The 19,100-nt window shown below is 52.1% G+C and carries 20 protein-coding genes; 14 read left to right on the top strand and 6 right to left on the bottom strand.

Annotated elements, in window-relative coordinates; all coding sequences use genetic code 11:
• Positions 1 to 171 precede the first annotated feature (171 nt).
• From ACH518_RS15320 to acnB, 3 genes are read left to right on the top strand one after another with little or no spacing between them, the layout of a single operon-like run.
• Entirely contained in the window at positions 172 to 1,182 is a 1,011-nt protein-coding gene (locus ACH518_RS15320) for an isocitrate/isopropylmalate dehydrogenase family protein (RefSeq protein ID WP_445370715.1), read from the top strand.
• A gap of 22 nt (positions 1,183 to 1,204) precedes the next feature.
• Positions 1,205 to 1,831 carry a Uma2 family endonuclease gene (locus ACH518_RS15315; protein ID WP_445370714.1) on the top strand — a complete coding sequence of 209 codons (627 nt, stop codon included), beginning with the start codon at positions 1,205 to 1,207 and terminating at the stop codon, positions 1,829 to 1,831.
• Between the two features lie 19 nt (positions 1,832 to 1,850).
• A complete protein-coding gene (gene acnB, locus ACH518_RS15310) occupies positions 1,851 to 4,409 on the top strand; it encodes a bifunctional aconitate hydratase 2/2-methylisocitrate dehydratase (RefSeq protein WP_445370713.1) in 2,559 nt (852 codons plus the stop codon).
• Between the two features lie 96 nt (positions 4,410 to 4,505).
• Here acnB and ACH518_RS15305 read toward each other — a convergent pair whose 3' ends face one another.
• Genes ACH518_RS15305 through ACH518_RS15290 form a run of 4 tightly spaced genes read right to left on the bottom strand, consistent with a single transcriptional unit; the run spans position 4,506 to position 8,985 of the window.
• Positions 4,506 to 5,276: a CpsD/CapB family tyrosine-protein kinase gene (locus ACH518_RS15305; protein WP_445370712.1), complete on the bottom strand. Its 771-nt coding sequence runs from the start codon at positions 5,274 to 5,276 to the stop codon at positions 4,506 to 4,508.
• Positions 5,277 to 5,295: 19 nt separating this feature from the next.
• Positions 5,296 to 7,038: a lipopolysaccharide biosynthesis protein gene (locus ACH518_RS15300; protein WP_445370711.1), complete on the bottom strand. Its 1,743-nt coding sequence runs from the start codon at positions 7,036 to 7,038 to the stop codon at positions 5,296 to 5,298.
• 1 nt (position 7,039) lies between these two features.
• Entirely contained in the window at positions 7,040 to 8,308 is a 1,269-nt protein-coding gene (locus tag ACH518_RS15295; protein WP_445370710.1) for a hypothetical protein, read from the bottom strand.
• Between the two features lie 26 nt (positions 8,309 to 8,334).
• Positions 8,335 to 8,985 (bottom strand): polysaccharide biosynthesis/export family protein, encoded by a 651-nt coding sequence (locus ACH518_RS15290; RefSeq protein WP_445370709.1) that lies wholly within the window; start codon positions 8,983 to 8,985, stop codon positions 8,335 to 8,337.
• Positions 8,986 to 9,204: 219 nt separating this feature from the next.
• Between ACH518_RS15290 and ACH518_RS15285 the strand changes: the two genes are divergently transcribed.
• Genes ACH518_RS15285 through ACH518_RS15265 form a run of 5 tightly spaced genes read left to right on the top strand, consistent with a single transcriptional unit; the run spans position 9,205 to position 12,015 of the window.
• Entirely contained in the window at positions 9,205 to 9,567 is a 363-nt protein-coding gene (locus ACH518_RS15285) for a HopJ type III effector protein (RefSeq protein WP_445370708.1), read from the top strand.
• Positions 9,568 to 9,570: 3 nt separating this feature from the next.
• A complete protein-coding gene (locus ACH518_RS15280; RefSeq protein ID WP_445370707.1) occupies positions 9,571 to 10,626 on the top strand; it encodes an NAD(P)/FAD-dependent oxidoreductase in 1,056 nt (351 codons plus the stop codon).
• A complete protein-coding gene (locus tag ACH518_RS15275; RefSeq protein ID WP_445370706.1) occupies positions 10,604 to 11,188 on the top strand; it encodes a class I SAM-dependent methyltransferase in 585 nt (194 codons plus the stop codon). Before ACH518_RS15280 ends, ACH518_RS15275 begins: the two co-directional genes overlap by 23 nt.
• A gap of 34 nt (positions 11,189 to 11,222) precedes the next feature.
• The gene (ppnP, locus tag ACH518_RS15270) at positions 11,223 to 11,537 is read left to right on the top strand and encodes a pyrimidine/purine nucleoside phosphorylase (RefSeq protein WP_140912903.1); all 315 of its coding nucleotides are present in this window, start codon (positions 11,223 to 11,225) and stop codon (positions 11,535 to 11,537) included.
• A 4-nt stretch (positions 11,538 to 11,541) separates the two neighbouring features.
• A complete protein-coding gene (locus tag ACH518_RS15265) occupies positions 11,542 to 12,015 on the top strand; it encodes a LabA-like NYN domain-containing protein (RefSeq protein WP_140912904.1) in 474 nt (157 codons plus the stop codon).
• Positions 12,016 to 12,033: 18 nt separating this feature from the next.
• Here the strand turns inward: ACH518_RS15265 and ACH518_RS15260 are convergent, their stop codons facing one another.
• The gene (locus ACH518_RS15260; RefSeq protein ID WP_140912905.1) at positions 12,034 to 12,576 is read right to left on the bottom strand and encodes an outer membrane protein assembly factor BamE; all 543 of its coding nucleotides are present in this window, start codon (positions 12,574 to 12,576) and stop codon (positions 12,034 to 12,036) included.
• A 114-nt stretch (positions 12,577 to 12,690) separates the two neighbouring features.
• On the opposite strand from ACH518_RS15260, the gene fur reads away from it, so the two are divergent.
• From fur to ACH518_RS15230, 6 genes are all read left to right on the top strand, one after another.
• On the top strand, positions 12,691 to 13,107 hold the full coding sequence (gene fur / locus ACH518_RS15255) for a ferric iron uptake transcriptional regulator (protein WP_140912906.1): 417 nt from the start codon (positions 12,691 to 12,693) through the stop codon (positions 13,105 to 13,107).
• Between the two features lie 9 nt (positions 13,108 to 13,116).
• Positions 13,117 to 14,364, top strand: coding sequence for a lipoprotein-releasing ABC transporter permease subunit (locus tag ACH518_RS15250; RefSeq protein ID WP_445370705.1), 1,248 nt, complete (start codon positions 13,117 to 13,119; stop codon positions 14,362 to 14,364).
• Complete coding sequence (lolD, locus tag ACH518_RS15245; RefSeq protein ID WP_445370704.1) at positions 14,357 to 15,055, top strand: lipoprotein-releasing ABC transporter ATP-binding protein LolD; 699 nt, start codon at positions 14,357 to 14,359, stop codon at positions 15,053 to 15,055. Before ACH518_RS15250 ends, lolD begins: the two co-directional genes overlap by 8 nt.
• A 460-nt stretch (positions 15,056 to 15,515) precedes the next feature.
• The gene (locus ACH518_RS15240) at positions 15,516 to 16,073 is read left to right on the top strand and encodes a hypothetical protein (protein WP_445370703.1); all 558 of its coding nucleotides are present in this window, start codon (positions 15,516 to 15,518) and stop codon (positions 16,071 to 16,073) included.
• A gap of 9 nt (positions 16,074 to 16,082) precedes the next feature.
• The gene (locus ACH518_RS15235) at positions 16,083 to 17,117 is read left to right on the top strand and encodes an IS30 family transposase (protein ID WP_445370157.1); all 1,035 of its coding nucleotides are present in this window, start codon (positions 16,083 to 16,085) and stop codon (positions 17,115 to 17,117) included.
• A gap of 40 nt (positions 17,118 to 17,157) precedes the next feature.
• Entirely contained in the window at positions 17,158 to 17,448 is a 291-nt protein-coding gene (locus tag ACH518_RS15230; RefSeq protein ID WP_445370702.1) for a hypothetical protein, read from the top strand.
• A gap of 388 nt (positions 17,449 to 17,836) precedes the next feature.
• On the opposite strand, the gene glyA is transcribed toward ACH518_RS15230, so the two are convergent.
• Positions 17,837 to 19,096, bottom strand: a complete 1,260-nt coding sequence (glyA, locus tag ACH518_RS15225) for a serine hydroxymethyltransferase (protein WP_445370701.1) — start codon at positions 19,094 to 19,096, stop codon at positions 17,837 to 17,839.
• Between the last annotated feature and the right edge of the window lie 4 nt (positions 19,097 to 19,100).

Here is a 19,100-nt window from a genome sequence, read left to right as displayed (position 1 = left end):
ATGATTGTCGGTACAAGATTTGCTTAGAGAAGATATTGAGGACGGCTAAGTACTCGGTTTCCATCGGCAACCCAGGGCAGCCGGCCCCTGACCGGCGCGCCGCCCACATGGGCCGGCGCACCGAAACGGTGTATCATGAGCACCATTTTTAAACAAAAGCAGGAGATATGAATGCACAACGTCACGTTGATCAAAGGTGATGGTATCGGTCCTTCGATTATGGAAGCCGCAGTCGCGGTGATTAACGCCTCCGGTGCGAAAATCCACTGGCACGAAGCCGACGCCGGCATGTCGGCTTATGAGCGGACCGGTACGCCATTGCCCGATGCGACGATGGAATCGATCGCCCAGACCCGAGTGGCGTTCAAGGGTCCGTTGACCACGATGGTCGGCGAGGGCTTCAGAAGTATCAACGTGGAACTGCGCAAGCAATACGACCTTTACGCCAACGTGCGTCCGGCCAAAAGCTGGAACGGCGTGAAAACCCGTTACGACGATGTCGACATCGTCATCGTCCGCGAAAACACCGAAGGTTTGTACGTCGGTCTGGAACACTATTTAACCCCGGCCAAGGATATTGCCGAAAGCTTGGCGGTTGTGACCAAGGCCGGTTCCGAGCGCATCGTCGATTACGCCTTCAAATACGCGATCGACAACGGCCGTAAAAAAGTCACGGTTTGCCATAAGGCCAATATCCTGAAATACACTCAGGGCCTGTTCCTGAAAACCGCTCGCGAAGTCGCCGCCAAATATCCGGATATCGAATTTGACGAGAAAATCGTCGATGCCGCCTGTATGCACATGGTTATGAAGCCGGAGCAATTCGACGTGGTGGTGACCACCAATATGTTCGGTGACATCCTGTCCGATTTGACCGCCGGTTTGGTGGGTGGCTTGGGGCTGATTCCCGGCGCCAACATCGGTGAGGACGCGGCCTTGTTCGAAGCGGTGCACGGCAGCGCACCGGACATCTCCGGTAAAAACATCGCCAACCCGACTGCGGTGATGATGGCCGGCGTGATGATGCTGAACCATCTCGGCGAACACGAGGCGGCAGTGCGGATGCAAAATGCCATTGAAAAAGTCGTCAACGACGGCGTTTATGTGACGCCGGATTTGAATCCGGCCAGCCAATACGGCACCAAGGAAATGGGGCAGGCCATTGTCGATGCGATGGAGTGATTAATCTGAGGCGGAGGCGGTTATGAGTGCGCAACCAAGATTCGAGCAAGCCTGGATTTCGATCGAAGATTACTTGGCGGGTGAGCTGGCAAGCGATACCAAGCACCAGTATTTGGATGGTCAGGTCTATGCGATGTCCGGAGCTAGCTTAAACCACGAGCGAATTGCCGGTAATGTGTTTGCCGAATTGCGAAATTACTTGCGGGACAAACCGTGCGAAGCCTTTGGCTCCAACGTCAAGATTAAAACCGATAGACACGTGTTTTATCCGGACGCGATGGTGGTATGCGATCAAAATTATACCAGCGAGTACTATACCGAAGCCCCGGTACTGGTCGTCGAGGTCCTTTCTAAATCCACCCGCCGCCTCGACGAAACCGTCAAACGCCGTGTCTACCAAAGTATTCCCAGCTTGCAGGAATACGTGCTGATCGAACAGGACATCGTCGATGTCGAAGTCTGTCGCCGTAGTGAGGGTTGGGTTTCCAATCACTATTTTCTCGGCGACGACGTGCCTTTCGAATCAGTCGGATTGATTCTCGGCGTCGCCGACATTTATGCCCGCGTCGACAACGAAGACATGCGGACCTTCATCGCCGAGCAAGCGCTGGCTCAAGCTAATGCCGAAGCCAACGCATCCCAAGCCTAATTTTTTACCGGAAATCATCATGCTAGAACAATACCGAAAACACGTCGCCGAACGCGCCGCCGAGGGCATCGTTCCGAAACCGCTGGACGCCGAGCAAGTCGCGGCGCTGGTCGAACTTTTGAAAAATCCGCCTGCCGGGGAAGAAGCCTTTTTGGTCGATTTGCTGGAAAACCGAATTCCGGCCGGCGTCGATGAAGCGGCTTATGTCAAGGCCGGCTTTCTGACTGCGATCGCCAAAGGCGAGGCGTCGTCCCCACTGATCACGCCGGAAAAAGCCACCGAGTTGCTGGGCACGATGCTGGGCGGATACAACGTCGCTCCGCTGATCGAGCTGCTGGATCATGCCACCTTGGCGCCGATAGCCGCTAAGGCATTGTCGCAGATTTTGCTGATCTTCGACGCCTTCCACGATGTCCAGGAAAAAGCGGCAGCCGGCAATGTCTACGCCAAACAGGTGCTGCAATCTTGGGCCGACGCCGAATGGTTTACCAGCCGGCCGGAAGTTCCGCAGAAATTGACTGTCACTGTGTTCAAAGTCACCGGCGAAACCAACACCGACGATCTATCTCCGGCGCCGGACGCCTGGTCGCGGCCGGATATCCCGTTGCACGCCAAAGCGATGCTGAAAATGCCGCGCGATGGCATCACCAATGCCGAGCAGCAAATTACCGAACTGAAAGCCAAGGGTTTTCCGGTGGCTTATGTCGGCGACGTGGTCGGTACCGGCTCTTCGCGCAAATCGGCCACCAACTCGGTGTTGTGGTTCATGGGCGACGATATTCCCTACATTCCCAATAAACGCGCCGGCGGCGTCTGCATCGGCGGCAAGATTGCGCCGATTTTCTTCAATACCATGGAAGATTCCGGCGCGTTGCCGATCGAATGCGATGTGACCGGCATGGCGATGGGCGACGTGATCGATATTTATCCCTATCAGGGCGTCGTCAAACGCCACGGTACCGATGACGTGGTGTGCGAATTTAAACTCAAAACCGACGTGATTCTCGACGAAGTCCGCGCCGGCGGCCGGATTCCGTTGATTATCGGCCGCGGTTTGACCGATAAAGCCAGACAGGCTTTGGGCTTGCCGGCTTCAGCGGTATTCCGCCGCTTGGGCGCCGCGGCCGATACCGGCAAAGGCTATACGCTGGCGCAAAAAATTGTCGGCAAGGCGTGCGGCGTGGCCGGTGTGCGGCCGGGCAGCTACTGCGAACCGAAGATGACCACGGTCGGCTCGCAAGACACCACCGGTCCGATGACCCGCGACGAATTGAAAGACCTGGCTTGCCTGGGCTTCTCGGCCGATTTAGTGATGCAGTCGTTCTGCCACACCGCCGCTTATCCCAAACCTGTCGACGTGCAAATGCAGCACACCTTGCCGGATTTCATCATGACCCGTGGCGGCGTGTCGTTGCGCCCCGGCGACGGCGTGATTCATTCATGGCTTAACCGGATGCTGTTGCCCGATACCGTCGGTACCGGCGGCGACTCGCATACTCGCTTTCCGATTGGTATTTCCTTCCCGGCCGGCTCTGGTCTGGTGGCGTTTGCCGCCGCGACCGGCGTCATGCCGCTGGACATGCCGGAATCGGTGCTGGTTCGTTTCAAAGGCCAAATGCAACCCGGCATTACCTTGCGCGACTTGGTCAATGCCATTCCTTATGCGGCGATCCAACGCGGCTTGCTGACCGTCGCCAAACAAGGCAAAAAGAACGTGTTTTCCGGGCGGATTCTGGAAATCGAAGGTTTGCCGGATTTGAAAGTCGAGCAAGCATTCGAAATTTCCGACGCCTCGGCGGAACGTTCGGCTGGCGGTTGCACCATCAAGCTCAACGAAGCGCCGATTCGCGAGTATCTGAACTCCAACATCACCTTGTTGAAATGGATGATCGCCGAAGGTTACGGTGACGCCCGGACCATCCAACGCCGGATCAAAGCCATGCAGGATTGGCTGGCCAACCCGGTACTGATGGAAGCGGATAAAGACGCCGAATACGCCGAAATTATTGAAATCGATTTGGACCAAATCACCGAGCCCTTATTGGCTTGCCCGAACGATCCGGACGACATCAAGCCGTTGTCGGCAGTGGCCGGCACCAAAATCGACGAGGTGTTTATCGGTTCCTGCATGACCAACATCGGCCATTTCCGCGCCGCCGGCAAGTTATTGGAAAAAGCCGCCGCGCTGCCGACCCGGTTATGGGTGGCGCCGCCAACCAAAATGGATCAAAACCAATTGGTGGAAGAGGGCTATTACGGCACGTTTGGTAAGGTGGGTGCCCGTACTGAAATGCCCGGCTGCTCGCTGTGCATGGGTAACCAGGCGCGGGTGGCGGACGGGGCGACCGTGGTGTCTACCTCGACGCGAAACTTCCCCAACCGTCTGGGCAACAATACCAACGTGTTTTTGTCCTCGGCGGAACTGGCGGCGGTCTGTTCGTTGCTGGGAAAAATTCCGAGCGCGGCAGAGTATATGCAGTATGCGGCGACAATCGAAAAATCCAGTGCCGATACCTACCGCTACCTGAATTTCGATCAGATCGACAGTTACCAGGATAAAGCCAAGCAAGTTGCTTGATAGACTAGCTAAACAACCGGCTTACCTGAGTCTCAGGTAGGTCCGGCTGTTCAGCTGTTGGTCGATTTGCTGCTTTGCGGCGGGGTAATACGGCTGTTACGCCGCCTCGTTGAAGCCGATTTTGTTGTCGGTAGCCTTGTTAAACACTGCACCCAAAACGTTAGCGTCTTTTAGTAAAGATGCAGCGTTTTTCAGTTCGTCGGTTTTGGTGTGACCTTCTTCCACAACCAACAGTACGCTGTCCACGTATGGCGAGAATCCCAACGTATCGTCATGCGACAGGATCGGCGGCATATCGAAAATGATAATCCGCGACGGATAACGGCTTTTCAATTCGTTGACTAGTCGGACCATCTTCGGCGAGCGCAACATCTCGGTGGCATTGAACAGCGGCTTGCCGGCGGGAAGTACCACCAACCGCTCCACACCGGGATTGACCAGCATCGAGCTGATTTCCTTATCGTTCAACAAATAGTCGCTGAGACCGGAATCGGCTTTGATGCCGAATAAACGGTCTATGCTCGGATTACGCAGATTGGCGTCGACTAATAACGCGGTCCTATCCAACTCCATCGCTACGCTGATCGCCAGATTGACTGCGGTTAAGCTGTTGCCGGAGCCGCCGCTGGTGCTGGTGATGGCAACCGTTTTCCATTCCATCGCATCCATTTGCTGCAGGCAACGGGTCCGCAACATCCGATAAGATTCAAGCCACTTACTTGGCGAATCGGCACAAAGAACCCGATTTTGCTTGAGCAGGCTCTGGTCGGGTTTATGGATCCGGGTTTGGGTATAGGCGATGTTGACTTTGTCGTCGAAGCGGACGTTACCACTACTAGCTTCTACAGTATTTTGGATTGAGTTCATTCCTAATTTCCTTGGCCTGTTAATTGCCAATTACACGCAACAGTTTGTACCAGAATACGTCGAGCGGCATGATCATGAAATGGAAAATAATGGCAGCTAACAAGCCACTTGCGACACAGCCTACTAGCACCAATTTTCGCCTGGTGCTTTGCGATCTATTTTCTGTCTCGCTTTCCAAATAAGGGATCGCTGCTAGTGGTTCCATTCCCAAGATAGCCGTAACCGCTTTGGGTCCGTTTACGGTTGGGTCGAATATTTCGGCTAGCGCTACCGCACCGAAGCCAGAGCAGATCGCTACTAACAAACCGAGAATAAGTATCGCAATTCGGTTCGGACTAACCGGTTCCAACGGCTCTTGCGGCGGATCGATCAACGTAAAGCGCTCGCCCTTTCTTTCCATTTCTAATTGTTGCGAAATTTGTGCCTCCATTTCCCGCGCACTTACTTCGCGATATCGTATATTAGTGTTGTCCAATTCCTGCAACAAGTCTGTGTATTCCTTTTCAACCAATGGAGCTTGGCGCAAGCTGTTGCGTAAATCTTCCATTTTTGCCTTAATTTGACCGCGGGTGTAATTCAGTGAATCGATCTCGGTTTTAACTGAATCGAGTTGGGATTTTAATGTAATATAGGCAGGATTGTCAGGTTGGAAGGTTGTATTGGTATATTCACTCTGTTTTGCATCGACTAAGCTCTGTTGTAGAGCGGAAATCTGTTTTTGCAATTTTTGCACGTCGGGATGCTTATCCGAATATTGTTTTAAAAGTAAAGTCAATTCGGCTTTTTTGTCAGTCAATTCTGCATTCAAGGCATTAATATCCGAATTTGAGCCAATTTCTTTTTGTAAAGACTCGATCTCGCGTTTTATTTTTATTACGTCGGGATGGTTCGGTGAATGGCTGGATAGTATCGATGGATACTGTGATTGCAATTCTTTGAGTCGGTCTTTCATGTCGAAAACCCGATTGCCTGCGGCATTGCTTGCCATCGCGTTAGGGTCGATCTGCGCCAATTCGCCTTCCAGATAAAATCGCCGATCATTTAAAGAGCGCTCTTGGCTGTCTAGCGACAAAAGCTGGTTGCTAAGTGAGGTCAATTCCTGTTGGTTCAGTGCGCTGATTTGCGGTAATTGATTTAGGTTACGTTCCTTGAAAGTAGCGAGACTGTTTTGAATTTCCTGGGTTTTGGCTTTAAGGCGCTTGGATTCTTCACTTAAAAATAGTGCCGCATTTTCCGCTGATTCGGTTCTGGATTTGATGTTTTCTTTCAAAAATAATGAGGTTAATTCGTTGGCTACCTTCTGCGCCAAAGCCGGTGACTTGTCGTCGAATGTTAACGTAAACGCAATCGTGGCTTGCGCAGCTGCGCCGCTACGATGATCTGCGACATCAGCGCTAATGGTTTCGACCTTAATGCTTTTACGCATTTTTTCCAGAATAACCTCCTCAGTTTTCTTCTTGCGATCGTCGGTGTAGAGGTCGTATTTTTTGATGATTTCACTCAAATTTGGTCGCGTCATGATTCTCTGGCTGATGACCTGAATTCTTTGGTCGGCGAATGTCGTGACCGTGGAACGAACCAATTCCGATGGAATTTCCTGGGCTTCAATCAAAATGGTGGCGGTGGAGCGAAAAATTGACGGCAATAAGACAGCCAATAAAAGACTGACAATAGCTATCAGCAAAAAAGGGATATATAAAAATTTTCTGCGCCGTTTAATGATCTTCAGATAATCCTTGATGTCGAGGGTTTGATTTTCCACGCTATTTCACCTGACGATTGATTTGAGGTTGGTATGAGAACTGAAATTGCACGCTATTGCCGATGGCGGTTTGGCTGTTGGATTCAAATTGTTGTTGTCGATAAGAGTATGAAAAATCCAAACTGACTTCTTCGGTCCAATGCCATTTGATATTGGGGGAAAAGCTGAGTACACTTCTATTATTACTCGTATTAGTGTCACGAAAGGTAGAAACTGAGTCTACAGAAAGATAAGTTGCATTAACACCAGCTGTCCAGCGTTCGCTAAAGTTATAGTTGGCCCCTGCAGAGAACGAAGTGGACGTTTGTTGGGTTCCAGAGCTTGCAGGATTTAACTGTTGTCCAGCGTTAAAATTTAAACTTCCCCACTCCGCACTTCGGCTTAAGTTTGCCGAAAACACGTGACCAGTGGATTTACTCGACCTTGAAAAATTGTTAATTATTGTTTGAGTCCCGAATAGCTTTGTGGTCTGGGTGCTATCAGTATCGGTGTCACGCATCCCGGCTGATAACGAAAATCGGGTTTGTTCGCTAAAAGCGTATTGCAGTCCGGCCTGATAGTTAAGTGTGGTTGACTTTTGAGAGAAAGCCGTATCGACAGGTAGTCCGAAAAATAAACCGGGGCCGTTGCTTGCTGATTCGAATTCTGAGTAACTGCCAGAAATATTAAAAGAAAGTTGTTCTGAATAAGTGTGAATTGCTGTTGCGCTAAACTGTTGGTTTGTATAATCCGAAAAGCCAAGTGGTGTAGTTAAGTTTGCCGGTCTGTCAAAAGCCACATCTGTGTAATTAAGTCCAAACAATAAAGAGTTTTTTTCACTCAGGAAGTAAGTTAAGTTTGGAGAAATTGATTTTGATGTTCGTGCAACTTGGGTTTGAAGGTCTCCAGAGCCCGTTTCGTCTAACTGAGTCGTTAAAGATGCTTGCTCTGAATAGCTAGCTGCCAAATCAGTTTTAAACAATTCGCTTCGATATTGATGGCTAATACTGCCAATTTTCTCAGAAAAGTCTAATGCAGACTCACCATGGTAAATTAACTCATTCCACTTAAAATTAGCCTTGAATTCGTTGTTATTAGCTAAATAACCGGCCATAAAACCAGGGGAAAAAGTACTGATGAAATTAGTGCGCTTCGGGTTGAGTTGTAAACGCAAGTTATCGTCGTAGCGTTCTTTAAAGCTAAAATCGGGCTCAAACAAGAAATCCAGCGCGTAACCATTACCAGAACATAAAACCAACGCCGGTAACAAAAAATCCGTTTTAATCTTCATAGATAGTAATGCCTATCTAGTTCCAATTAGGGTACGGTTACCGTATCCCCTGGTTCCAGAAGAATATTCTGCTCCAAATCTTCTCCGCTAATTACGTCGTCGTAATCGAACGGAAAGACTTTAACCTGGTCGCCGGTGCGGCGGATGATGCTGATTGACCCTTCCTTGGCAAATACCGTTAAACCGCCGGCCAAGCTTAGCGCTTGCAACACATCGAGGCGGCGGCCGGAAAATACCTGGCCGGGTTTGTTGACCTTGCCGATCACGAACACGGAGTTGCCTTGGTTGTTTAGCAACTTAACGCTGACCGACGGATCGGCGATGTAATCTGACAGCCGGGTGGTGAGATTATCTTTCAGCTCGGTAATGGTTTTGCCGGCCGCGCCGACCGTGCCGATCAGCGGAAAAATGATCGTACCGTCCGGGGAGATCAAAATTTGCAACTGTTGTAGGCCTTCTTCCTTCCAAACCGTGATTTCCAAAGCATCGCCGGGCGAAAGCTGATATGAGGCGAAGTTGGTTTGTTCGATGATGACGCTCGGGCTCGGCGATTGCGTAGCGGCCGGGGTTAATTGGCTGGGTTCCGCTTGCGGGGACTGGGATATTGGATCGGGCTCGGCTAGCGTAGCGACCGGGAAAAACAGGCAGAAAGATAAAAGTGTAATTATCTGTTTCAAAATGTATCCCTTTATGATGTTATTGAGGTTGAAATCCGTAAGAACCGATCGGTTGTGCAGGCTGCCCAGATGGTAAGTACGGAATATAACAATAATAAGACAATCCTGACTGTTGCTAGTGGCGGTGCCGAGCAACAAGGCCTCGATTTGAATTATAACCTTTAATTGAGTCGTTTTGTGCGGTTTTGGCTGTAACAGAGCGAATAATATGGGAATTTTATGAATAGTCCAATATCGGTGAGCGATTTTCTCGAAAAGTTAAAAAATAACCAAGCTATTGATTTTAAAGAAACGATGGCCGTAATTGCCGACCATTACGAATACAGGCCAACCCGATTCAGTAACGGTTTCGAGCCTTGCCTGATAAACGAGGCTGGGCAGAACGAGGGGTCATGCCGAATTTTCGCGTTTGCCAGGATACATGGCCTGTCCGAACAACACACTTTAGCCTTATTTGGGGACTATTACCGGAAAGACGTGCTGGGCAATCCGGACGGCAGCGATCACCAAAATATCCGAAATTTCATGCGCGACGGCTGGGCTGGCATCGCATTCGACGGCGAGGCGTTGCAAGCCAAATAGTTGATGGACGTCGATGTTCTGATTGTCGGGCAGGGGCTTGCCGGCAGTCTGTTGGCCTGGGAATTGTCTAGCAGAGGGCTACGCGTCTGTGTGGTCGACGACGGCCAATGCAATGCGTCTCGGGTCGCGGCGGGTCTGATCAATCCGGTCAGCGGTAAGCGACTGGTCTTGCAATCTAACGTTGCTGAATTATTGCCGGCAGCCAAGGCCTGCTATGACCGCTTGCGGCGTGTTTTCGGCAACGAATTCTACGTCGAAAAGCCGATGTGGAAAATTTTGTCCGGCCCGACGCAAAAGCGACAAGCCGAACGCCGTCTGCAGCAAGCCGAATATGCCGAATACTTACAAGCATTGGTCCCCGGCATTCCCGAGATCTTGTCGCCATTCGGTACGCTGCACCAGCTGCAGACCGGGTATCTGACGACCGAAGCCTTGCTTGACACTTTACGGAATTGGTTGATCTCGCGCCGCGAGTATCGGCAGGCTGAGTTCGACTATGCCGATATTCATCTGGCGCCGGATTTGCGCTGGCGCGAACTCCAGCCCAGGCACATCGTATTCTGCGAAGGCTATTTGGCGCGCACCAACCCCTGGTTCGGCTCTTTACCGTTTCAGCCGGCTAAAGGGGTGATTCTGAGTTGCACCAGTCAAACGCCCTTGCCGAGTCGAATCCTGAATTATGGGCATTGGTTGCTGCCGCTGACTGCCGACACATTCAAAACCGGAGCGACCTTCGATCCGCTTAATTTGAATCTGGATCCGGAGCCTGCGTCAGAAAAGGCCTTGCTGGCAGATTTGCAGACTGTCATGCCGGATATGGCCGGAATTCGGGTGGTCCGCCACCAAATAGGGATTCGGCCGGCGACGCTGGATAAGGAGCCGCTGATAGGTCGACATCCGCAGCATTCTTGTCTACACATCTTCAACGGCTTCGGGGCCAAGGGCAGTTTATTGATCCCCTGGTACGCGCAACGTTTTGCCGATTTTCTGCAGCAGCGTGCGCCGTTGCCGTCAACTTGCGATATAAAACGATACTATGCCTCGCATTTCTCTGGTTAACGCGGCCCAGCTTGCCGTCAAATCCTGTTTGCGGCCGGGTAGCATCGCTGTCGATGCTACACTCGGCAACGGCTACGATACGCTGTTTTTGGCCGAATCGGTCGGTCCCACAGGCCATGTTTTTGGTTTCGACGTGCAGCGCCAAGCCCTGGTCAGTAGCTACCAAAAGTTGCTGGCTCACGACTTACAAAGGCGGGTAACCTTGCATTTGGTCAGTCACGCCGATCTGCTTGAAGTCTTGCCTGAAAGTGTCATGGGTAGCGTGGCAGCGGTCATGTTTAACCTGGGTTATTTGCCTGGTGGAGACAAAGCCGTCATTACCCGGGCGGATTCTACTCTTAAAGCAATAGCTGCTGCGTGCCGGCTGCTCGCCAAATCTGGAATCATTACCGTTTTGGCCTATCCCGGACACGCCGGCGGCGACGCTGAAACCGAACGGTTGGCGGAATGGATGCGCAGTCTCGACCCGAGCCAATTTGAAACGGAGCTGGTGCTGAGCCAGTTCGACAAGCCCGGAGCCCCCAGGCTTTTTATTCTGCGTAAATGGGGCGATCTGCTATGATTGCGCTCCTTTTTTTAACCAATCAGTCAGGACAATGTCAGAGTTCAATAACGTCACTATCGTTAAACAAGCCAACGTTTACTTCGACGGCAAAGTCAACAGCCGCACTATTCGCTTTGCCGATGGCTCCACAAAGACCCTGGGTTTCATGCAGCCCGGCGAATATACGTTCAATACCGCCGACCCCGAGTTAATGGAGATTCTGTCCGGCGAATTGGACGTGCAACTGCCCGGCAGCGATGTTTGGCAAGCGGTGAAAGGCGGTGAGTCGTTCAATGTGCCGGCCAACGCGGCATTTACCATGAAAGTCAAAACTGCCAGCGACTATTGCTGCTCGTTTTTGAAATAAGCCGATGGAGCGGGTAGCGATTTTTGCCGATGTACAAAATATTTATTACACGACGCGAGAACGCTACCAAAAGCATTTCAATTACACCGCATTTTGGCGTCATGCCACTAACGATAAACAGGTCGTGGCGGCGTTTGCTTATGCAATCGATCGTGGCGACAGCAAGCAACAAAGTTTTCAGAATATTCTGAAAACCATAGGCTTTACGGTAAAGCTGAAGCCTTATATCCAGCGTCGCGACGGCAGTACCAAGGGCGATTGGGATGTTGGCATTACCGTTGATGTGCTGGATTTTGCCCGACAGGTCGATCGGGTCGTACTGTTGTCCGGCGACGGCGATTTCGAAATCTTGCTGAATAAAGTGAGGCGCGATTTCGGTGTGGCCTGCGATGTCTACGGGGTGCGTAGCCTGACCGCCCCGGCCTTGATCGCCGCTGCCGACAATTTCGTCGCGATTGCGGAAGCGCTTTTGTTGTAAGTCGCGTAGGGAGGCGGTTTATTTCTGTTCAGCGCCTTCTTCGACCAGTTCCTTGCCTTTTTCGGCTGAGGAGTTGGCTTCTTTGGCGTTGGTGGTGCTCCGCCGGGTCAGCGGGTCGGGTTCGTCGCCGAACAAGCCGGTAATTTTTTCCCACATCGAGCGGTCCAGATCGCGTTTCGGCACGTCGACGCTGGTTTCGGTGGATTCCTTGACCACTGGCAGCGAACTGGGGCGGAAGTCGCCTTGCACGCCGATCAGGTTGTCGCCTTCAAAAAATAACGAAATCCGTTTCTGCATCCGGTTCTCGCCGCCGGGCTGTTCCGAATAGAGATAATCCCAGCGTCTCTCGTGAAAGGCATCGGTCAGCATCGGCGATCCCATGATGTACAGCACCTGACGTTTGGTCATATTCGGCCGTAGTTGGTTCACCATGCTTTGGTCGATGATATTGCCTTGTTCGATATCCAGCGTATAAACACCCGGCAGATTATTCAGAATGGTACTGCAGGCGCTGAATCCAAATCCGGCGGCAGCCACGAGCAGAATAGACGATTTTTTCATGAGAAATGTTGGTGGTCTTGCGACAAACGAACCGGCATTATCCCACAATTCTGTCTGCGGCTCGGTGCAAAAAACGATACAATGGCCGGATGGTTGGATATACGAGGACAGGCTATGGAAACTCAGGATTTGCGTAACGCGGGCTTAAAAGTCACTCTGCCCAGAGTCAAAATCTTGGAGATTCTGGAAAAACAACAGGACGACAGGCACCTGTCTGCAGAGAAAGTCTACAAAATTTTGTTGGCCGAAGGCGAAGAAATCGGGTTGGCGACCGTTTACCGGGTGTTGACCCAGTTCGAGGCGGCCGGCTTGGTCAATCGCCACCACTTTGAGGGCGGCAATTCGATTTTCGAACTGAATAGCGGCGGGCATCACGACCACGTGGTGTGCATGAAGTGCGGCAGAGTCGACGAATTCACCGACGAAGTCATCGAAAAGCGCCAAACCGAAATCGCCAACCGGCTGGGTTACACCCTGACCGACCATAGCTTGTATCTTTACGGCTACTGCGCCGCCTGTAAAACCCCCTAACTCTCCAGCATGTTCAAACCTCTCATCCTGTACATTGGGTTACGCTATACCCGTGCCAAAAAGCGCACCCAATTTATTTCATTTATTACGCTAACTTCGGTGTTGGGGATCGCCCTGGGCGTAACCGCTCTGATTACCGTGCTGTCGGTCATGAACGGTTTCGAAGCCGAACTGCGCGAGCGGATTTTAGGCATGACCGCGCACAGTACCGTCACCGGCCGCTACGGGCAGTTGGACGACTGGCAGGGGTTGGAACAACGCACCCGCGAAATGCCGCACGTGTTGGGTGCGGCACCGTTCATTCACGGTCAGGTCATGATCAATGCCGATCGTCAGGTCAGCGGTACTTTGCTGCAAGGCATACTGCCGGAACAGGAAGCGAAAGTATCTGAAGTCGCTGAAAAAATGATGTTCGGCAGCCTGAAGGATTTGGTCCCAGGCGAATTCGGCGTGGTGTTGGGTGCCGAGCTGGCCAGTTATCTGGGCGTGATGATCGGCGACAAAGTTACGATCATCACCCCGCAAATCAACTCTACCCCGGCCGGCATCTTGCCGCGCATGAAACGCTTTACCGTGGTTGGCGTATTCAAAGTCGGTATGTACGAATACGACCGTAACATGGCGCTGATGCATCTCGACGATGCCGCTAAGCTGTTCCGTCTGGAGCAGGCGGTATCCGGCTTGCGGCTTAAACTGGACGATTTGTTCAATGCACCGATGATCACGCAAAGTATGGCCGACGCCTTAGGCGACGATTATCGCGTCAGCGACTGGACCAAAGCTCACAGCAACTTCTTCCGTGCGGTACAAACCGAAAAACGGGCAATGTTTATCATCCTGCTGTTGATTGTCGCGGTGGCGGCGTTCAATATCGTCTCGACTCTGGTCATGGTGGTGACCGACAAGCGCGGCGACATCGCGATTCTGAAAACGCAGGGGCTGAGCAATGGCTCGGTGATGGGTATCTTCATTGTCTTGGGCTGCATCATCGGCAGCATCGGCACCGTATTGGGTACAGTTGGCGGGGTGTTGTTGGCGCTGAACGTGGAAACCATCGTTCCGGCCATCGAACAGGCTTTTGGCGTACAGTTTATGTCTGCCGACGTGTATTACATCAGCGAAGTGCCTTCGAAACTGATCTGGAACGACGTTTACTGGATTGCCGGAGTCGCGTTCCTACTGTCTTTATTGGCTACGCTGTATCCTGCTTGGCAAGCGGCACGAGTCAATCCGGCCGAGGTGTTGCGCTATGAATAGTCCCATCGTGTTGCAATGCCAACAGCTGACCAAGCGTTACGAACAAGGCGATTTGAATGTTGAAGTGCTAAAAGGCGTCGATTTAGCGATTCACGCCGGCCAGCGCGTCGCCATCATGGGTGCCTCCGGTTCCGGCAAAAGCACCTTGCTGCACCTGCTGGGCGGTTTGGATAAGCCCAGCTCAGGCAAGGTGATTCTGGACGGTTCGGATTTAAACCAAATTGGTGCAGCGAAGTTAAGTCAACTGCGTAACCGTTCGCTCGGCTTTATCTACCAGTTCCATCATTTGCTCGGCGAATTTACCATCCTGGAAAACGTGGCGATGCCGCTACTGATCGGTAACCATTCGGTTAAATCCGCGCAACAACAGGCTGCCGAATTACTGAAACGCGTCGGCTTGGGCCATAGAATGCAACACAAACCCGGCGAACTGTCCGGCGGCGAACGCCAGCGCGCCGCCGTGGCTCGCGCCTTGATCAACAAACCCAAATGCGTCCTGGCCGACGAACCGACCGGCAACCTGGACAGTAAAACCGCCGAGCAGATTTACCAACTGATGCTGGAGTTAAACCGCGAGCTGCAAGTCAGTTTTCTGGTTGTAACTCACGATCCGGATTTGGCAGCGCGGATGGATCATGTGTTGTATATGGAGGATGGGTTGATTGTGCCTGATAGGGCTCATCACGGCTGACAGACTATGATAGTGCGTCGTTCCGGCATGGATTGCCGGAATCCAGACCGCAGGGATGCGAGTCTTCCGGATTATGTGTCGCTATCGCGACGGCTGGTTTTAATGCCGGTTCTCGGACCGACAGCCGAGATACTTTCTTTTGCGTGGCCAAAAGAAAGTATCCAAAGAAAAGGCCACCCGGATGCCGCTTGTTCCCTGCGCGCCGGAGCTTTTGAACGGGGTTGCATGAAGGGGCTTCCCAGCCCCTGCATGCAACGCGCCGCATCCCTGCGGCGCCCCTAACGGGCTTATCCGTTCAAAAACTCCGGTGCTCGGCGCGGCATACGGGAGTAAACCGTCCCGGAATTAAAAGTCAGTTAGTGAGCAAATAATGTAGCCTCGATGGAGTGAAACGAAATCGAGGTTTTGATAGCTTCGATTACCCGGATTCTGCTGCGCTTTATCCAGGCTACTTGCTAAAATGAAAACATTAGAACAACTCATCAAACGCAAGCTCGAATATCCTGGCCTCAACCGCTTAGTTTCAAACGAACTTCTGCAAAAAAGCCTCGATAATGACATCTCTATGCTGGACGACGGCCAGCTTACGTTACTTAACTGCTTAGCCAGTAACAATCCTGATCCATTCCCTCCTATTCCTATACTGCGCGCACTCGACAACAACCTCCAAGAACTTCAGAAAGTCGATGCGATATGGCGACCCGGCGAACTTGCCCAAAAATTACTTAATAAACATTTGCAGTTCCTCAACACACTATCCGAGCTTGCCCTTGCTAGGGAATTGAGTGAACAAGGGTGGGGCGTAAAGCTTGAAGAAAAATTCTTTGGCAAAAAAGACGTAGATATTTTTGCCGAGCGTGACGGTGAAGAGAATTTTATTGAGGTGATAAACCTAGCTCCCAAAGAGCGTGATGAAGACAAATATTCTGGTATGGTTTCTTCGACTGGTATGGTTTCTGCGGTTGGCGAAAGAGATGGCGGATTCAAAAGTGAAGTGCAACACCCAAAACACCAGTAAGGTATGCACATGGAAATTACCTCAAAGCGCTATCAACAGCTTCAGCCTGAAGAGCGAGTCACGATCAGCAGTCTGAAGCAACAAAACTACGGTGTTCGTGCCATAGCACGGGTGCTGAAACGTCCCGCCAGCTGCATCAGCCGAGAACTGGGTCGTAATAGCGCATCCGGTCATTACGGCAGCGTCCAAGCGCATCAGGCCTGTCAACGTCGGCGGCGACAATCCAGACCTCGGCAGAAACTGCATGTCGATGGCGTGTTGTTTGGTGTCGTCAAATATTTCCTTCAGCAAGGCTGGTCACCGGAGCAGATTGCTCTGGCGCAGGCGGCTCTCTATCCCAAAGGTCATGAGTATCGCGTGTCACACGAAACCATCTACAACTGCATCTATGCCCAACCGGTCGGCGAATTAAAGCGCGACCTGATTGCCTGTCTGCGCCAGGCCAAAAACAAACGGGTGCCGCGCAGCAAGGGCCAAGACCGTCGAGGTCAGATACCGGACATGCTCAGCATCCACCTGCGGCCTCCTGAAATCGAAGACCGCCAGTTTCCAGGGCATTGGGAAGGCGATCTCATCAAAGGCGCGGGTAATGCCAGCGCGGTGGGTACCTTGGTGGAACGTACCAGTCGCTTGCTGATGTTGATCAAACTACCCCATCCGCAGCCCGCCAGTGCCGCTAACGTACTGCAAGCCTTTACCGACAAACTCAACAGCATTGCCCAACCGATGCGGGTGAGCATGACTTATGACCAAGGCCGCGAGATGGCTTTACACAAGCAGCTTTCGGCCAATACCGGCATTGCCGTGTACTTCTGCGATCCTCATAGCCCCTGGCAGCGCGGCTCCAACGAAAATATGAACGGCCTGGTTCGTCAGTATTTGCCCAAGGGCACTGATCTGTCCGGTTACACGCAACAACAACTCGATGCCATTGCCGATCAAATCAACTCTCGACCCCGGAAAGGTCTTGGGGTACGCTGTCCGCTCGCTGTTTACAGGGAATTGCTGCTGAACAGCTCGCAACAGTCAACTCTCATTCATTAATATCGAGGTGTTGCACTTCACTTTTGAATCCGCCGATCTAATGGTTAATAAGATCGTGAGGAAGTACAAAGATAAATTTGAGGAGTCGTTCAATAGTGGCTGGAGTGGGCGTGCCTGGATAGCTTTAGATATATCAAAAAATCATGACCAGTATATTTCGGTGTCTGTACAGGTCCTGGTTCGCAATAGTTGGGTTGATGAACTGGTGGAGCACGTAAAGCCTAAATGCCCAAAACTGACCGGAGTTATCGTTTATCGCGCTGGCCCAGCAGATACACATGCCAAAATACTCGGTTGCCAACAGATCGTCGGCCCGATTAGTGCTGAGTAACCTGACTTATATGCAAATTAGATCTCTCGTCCCTCCGAATACGAGTCGCTATTCGGAGCGGCAAGATCCTGAACAACCCCCAAAATCTTTTATTGTCGGATGGTGTTGGTTCCCGTATGCCGAGCCGAGCACCGGAGCTTTTGAATGGATCAGCCCGTTAGGGGCGATGCATGGATGCATCGCGTTGACGAAGGGGCAGGAAGCCCCTTTCGGCAACCCCGTTCAAAAGCTTCGGAGCGCAGGGAATAAGCGGCGTTCGGGTGTCTTTTCTTTTGGATACTTTATCTTTGGACAAGCAAAGAAAAGTATCTCGGTTGTCGGGCCGAGACCCGACATCTAAAAAAACCGTCGCGGTAGCGACACGATATCAACTGAATAAAATCAAATTCTATTCCGCTGAATAAACCGGAAACCTAGCACACAACAAATGCACCTTCTCCCTCACCGCATCAATCACACTCTCGTCTTCGATGTTATCCATCACGTCGCACATTAAATGAGCAACCTGGCGGACTTCGTCTTCTTTAAAACCACGTGAAGTCGGGGCGGGGGTGCCGACGCGGATGCCGCTGGTGACGAACGGCGATTGCGGGTCGTTGGGGACGGCGTTTTTGTTGACGGTGATATGGGCGCGGCCCAAGGCGGCGTCGGCGGCTTTGCCGGTGATGCCTTTCGGTATCAACGAGACCAGCATCAGGTGATTGTCGGTGCCGCCGGAGACCACGTCGTAACCGCGTTTGATGAACACTTCCGCCATCGCTCGGGCGTTTTTGACGACTTGTTGCTGGTAGGTTTTGAATTCCGGCGTCATTGCTTCTTTAAAGGCCACGGCTTTGGCGGCAATGACGTGCATCAACGGTCCGCCCTGGATGCCGGGGAAGATGTTGGAATTGATCTTTTTTTCCAGTTCCGGGTTGTGCTTGGCCAATATCAAGCCGCCGCGCGGGCCGCGCAGGGACTTGTGGGTGGTGCTGGTGACGACGTCGGCGATTGGCACCGGATTGGGGTACAAACCGGCGGCAACCAGACCGGCGACGTGGGCCATATCCACTACCAAATAGGCACCGACCTTGTCGGCGATGTCGCGGAAACGCTGCCAGTCCCAGATTCTGGAATAGGCGGAAAAGCCGGCGATGATCAATTTGGGTTTGTGTTCCACAGCCAGCGCTTCGACTTGCTCGTAATCGATTTCGCCGGTGTCCTTGTTCAAGCCGTATTGGATGGCGTTATAGATTTTGCCGGAGAAGTTGGGTTTGGCGCCGTGAGTCAAGTGGCCGCCATCCGCCAGACTCAAGCCGAGGATGGTGTCGCCGGGCTGAATCAAGGACATGAACACCGCCATATTGGCCTGTGAACCGGAGTGCGGCTGGACGTTGGCGTAGTCGGCACCGAACAGTGCCTTGGCGCGGTCGATGGCCAGTTGCTCGACGATATCTACGTACTCGCAACCACCGTAATAGCGTTTCTCCGGATAACCTTCGGCGTACTTGTTGGTCAGTAGCGTGCCTTGCGCTTCCATGACGCGCGGACTGGCGTAGTTTTCCGACGCGATCAGTTCGATATGGTCTTCCTGGCGTTGGCGTTCTTGCTCAATGGCCCGGAACAATTCGTCATCAAAGCCGGCGATGGTCATTGACTGCTTAAACATTGTG

This window comes from Methylomonas sp. HW2-6, from assembly GCF_052474525.1.
Note: the sequence above shows the minus strand (reverse complement) of the source record. Positions and strands in the feature narration are given on the sequence as shown.